General features: G+C 31.9%; 2 protein-coding genes. Both read left to right on the top strand.

From position 1 onward, the window contains the following. Positions 1-84: 84 nt before the first annotated feature. Positions 85-1,761, top strand: a complete 1,677-nt coding sequence (locus HUJ77_RS15090; protein ID WP_291710045.1) for an NADH-ubiquinone oxidoreductase-F iron-sulfur binding region domain-containing protein — start codon at positions 85-87, stop codon at positions 1,759-1,761. Next, a complete protein-coding gene (locus HUJ77_RS15095) occupies positions 1,761-3,482 on the top strand; it encodes an NADH-dependent [FeFe] hydrogenase, group A6 (RefSeq protein WP_291710047.1) in 1,722 nt (573 codons plus the stop codon). Before HUJ77_RS15090 ends, HUJ77_RS15095 begins: the two co-directional genes overlap by 1 nt. Positions 3,483-3,553: the final 71 nt, after the last annotated feature.

The following is a 3,553-nucleotide window of genomic DNA, read 5'->3' on the forward strand; positions in this document are numbered from 1 at the left end:
CTGATTTTGATATTAAAAAGGCTGAAAGAGGAATCATTTATATTGATGAGATAGATAAAATTACAAGAAAAAGTGAAAATTATTATGACAGGATGCTTTGGATTTTGTGCTAAGGGGCCAGTAATAGAAATTATGCCTGATAAGGTTTTTTATATTGAAGTAAAAGAAGAAGATGTTAAAGAAATAATAGAAAGTCACATACTTAATGGGGAAGTTGTTGAAAGATTATTATACGAAGATAAAGAAACTAAAGAAAGAATAAAAATAAAAGAAGAAATACCATTTTATAAAAAACAAGTTAAAATAGCTTTAAAAAATTGTGGAGTTATAGATCCAGAAAACATAGAGGAAGCTTTAGCCTTTGGTGCTTATACTGCTTTAGGAAAAGTTATAACATCTATGACTAAAGAAGAAGTTATAAAAGAAGTTACTGAATCTGGTTTAAGAGGCAGAGGTGGCGGGGGATTTCCAGCAGGTAGAAAGTGGGAAACTGCAAGGAGAGCTGAAGGAGATATAAAATATGTAATTTGTAATGCAGATGAAGGAGATCCAGGAGCGTTTATGGACAGAGCTATCTTGGAAGGAGATCCTAATTGTGTATTAGAAGCAATGGCTATTTGTGGATATGCTACAGGGTCAAACAAGGGATATATTTATATTAGGGCAGAGTATCCATTAGCAGTTCATAGATTGAAAATTGCAATTGCTCAAGCTAGAAATTTAGGGTTACTTGGAGAAAATATATTAAATACTGGCTATGATTTTGATATTGAAATTAAGTATGGTGCTGGAGCATTTGTATGTGGTGAAGCAACTGCTTTGATACATTCAATAGAAGGACAAAGGGGAGAGCCTACTATGAAACCACCTAGAACATCAGAAAAAGGATTATGGCAAAGGCCAACTTGTGTTAATAACGTAGAAACCTTTGCAAATATTAGTCAAATAATTAACAATGGTGCTAGTTGGTATAGTAGCATAGGGGCAAAAAAATCTACAGGAACAAAGGTGTTTGCATTAGCAGGAAATATAAATAATGTAGGGTTAGTTGAAGTTCCAATGGGTATTCCACTAAGAGATATAATATATGAAATAGGTGGTGGATTACCAGATAATAAGGAGTTAAAAGCTGTTCAAACAGGAGGACCATCAGGTGGATGCATTCCTATAGATTATTTAGATTTACCAATAGAATATGATACCCTTACTGACATAGGTTCTATGATGGGCTCTGGTGGAATGATAGTAATGAATGAAGATAATTGTATGGTTGATATAGCTAAATTCTATTTGGAGTTTAGTGTTGATGAATCCTGTGGTAAGTGTACTCCATGCAGAATTGGGAATAAAAGAATATTAGAAATAATAGAAAAAATAACTAAAGGAAAAGCTACAAAAGAAGATTTAAATAAGTTAGAGGAACTTTGCCAAGTAGTTAAAGATACATCTTTATGTGGGCTAGGTGAAGCTGCACCTAATCCTGTAATTAGTACTATTAAGTTTTTTAGAGAGGAATATGAAGAGCATATAATAAATAAAAAATGTAAAGCTGGTGTTTGCAAACAGTTAGTAAAGTATGGTATTACAGATGATTGTATTGGGTGTACAAAATGCTTAAGAGCTTGTCCAGTACTGGCTATTAAGGGGAAACTTAGAGAAAAGCACTCTATAGATAATGATAAATGCATAAGATGTGGATTATGTTTTGAAGCATGTCCAGCTAAAGCCATAGTTAAAACTAGCTTAGGAGGGGATAATTAATGGTTAATGCAAAAATAAATGGTATTAATATAGAAGTTGAGAAAGGGACAAGTATTTTAGATGCAGCAAAAGAAATTGATATAAGTTTACCAACATTATGTAATTTCTATATGGTAGATGGAAAAACAAGAAATTGTAAAGGAACTTGTAGAGTATGTGTTGTTGAAATTGAAGGGAAAGAAGGATTAGTACCTTCTTGTGCTACAGAAATAAAAGAAGGAATGTCTATAAGAACTAATTCTTTAAGAGCTATTAGAGCAAGGAGAACTGTAACTGAACTCCTATTATCAGATCATCCTATGGATTGTTTAAAGTGTGAAAAAAATAACATTTGTGAGTTACAGAATTTAGCCGCAGAACTTGGAATATATGAGAATCCCTATGTAGGAGAAAGAAATAGATTTGATTTAGATATCTCTGAAGGTTTTGTAAGAGATAGGGAAAAGTGTATCTTATGTAGAAGGTGTGTAACAGTATGTAATGAGGTACAAAAAGTAAATGCAATTACAGTAGCTAATAGGGGATTTAAAAGTAGTATCTCAACTTTTTGTGATGATAGTATAAAAAATACAAACTGCACTTACTGTGGTCAATGTATAGCTGTTTGTCCTACGGGTGCATTAAGAGAAAAAATGAAATATCAAAAGGTTTGGGAAGTATTAGATAGTGATAAATATGTTATAACTCAAATAGCTCCAGCGGTAAGATATGCACTAGCAGAAGAATTTGGATTAGAATCAGGAAAGCTATCTATAGGGAAAATAGTATATGCATTAAAAATATTAGGCTTTGATTTAGTATTTGATACTGATTTTGCAGCAGATTTAACTGTAATGGAGGAGGCAAATGAATTTCTAGAAAGATTTTTCTTAGGTAAGAACTTACCTCTTATTACAAGTTGTTGTCCTGCATGGATAAAGTATGCAGAAAATAATTATAGTGATAATCTACATCTTCTTTCTACTTGCAAGTCACCACAACAAATGTTTGGAGCTATTGCTAAGAATTATTTGCCAAGTAAATTAGGGTTAGATAAAAAGGATATAAAAGTTGTATCAATTATGCCATGTATATCAAAAAAACAAGAAGCTAACAGAATGGAAATGAGAGACGAAAATGGAACAAGAGATGTAGATATAGTAATAACTACAAGAGAACTTGCTAAATTAATAAGAGAAGCTGGAATTAATATAGTTAATCTTCCAGATAGAGATTTTGATAATCCTTTAGGCGTAGCAAGTGGAGCAGGTGCTATATTTGGAGCAAGCGGAGGAGTTATGGAGGCGGCTTTAAGAACATCTTATGAATGGATTACAGGAGAAAATTTAGAAAAAGTTGATTTTGAAGCTGTAAGAGGACTAGAGGGGATTAAAGAAGCTAAAATAGATTTTAATGGTAAAGAAATAAATATAGCCGTAGTTAGTTCTCTAGGAAATGCAAAGAAAGTAATGGACGATGTAAAAAATGGAAAATCGAAATATCAATTTATTGAAGTTATGGCTTGTCTTGGTGGATGTATTAATGGAGGTGGACAACCTTATATTAAGGCAAATAGGGAAATACTAAAAAGCAGAATGGAATCTATTTATATGGAGGATAAAGAAAAGTCAATTAGAAAGGCTCATGAAAATCCAACAATAAAAGAGCTATATGATGAATATCTTATTAAACCTAATAGTGATATAGCTCATCACATTTTACATGTTGAATACAAAAAATAATATTATCTAAAGAAATATATTATTATTAAAAAGCATTTAGAGTGGAATTTGGAACAAATTGTGAAGAAGAG

The sequence above is a fragment of the Clostridium sp. genome (genome assembly GCF_021443865.1).
In the GTDB taxonomy this organism is placed as follows: domain Bacteria; phylum Bacillota; class Clostridia; order Clostridiales; family Clostridiaceae; genus Clostridium.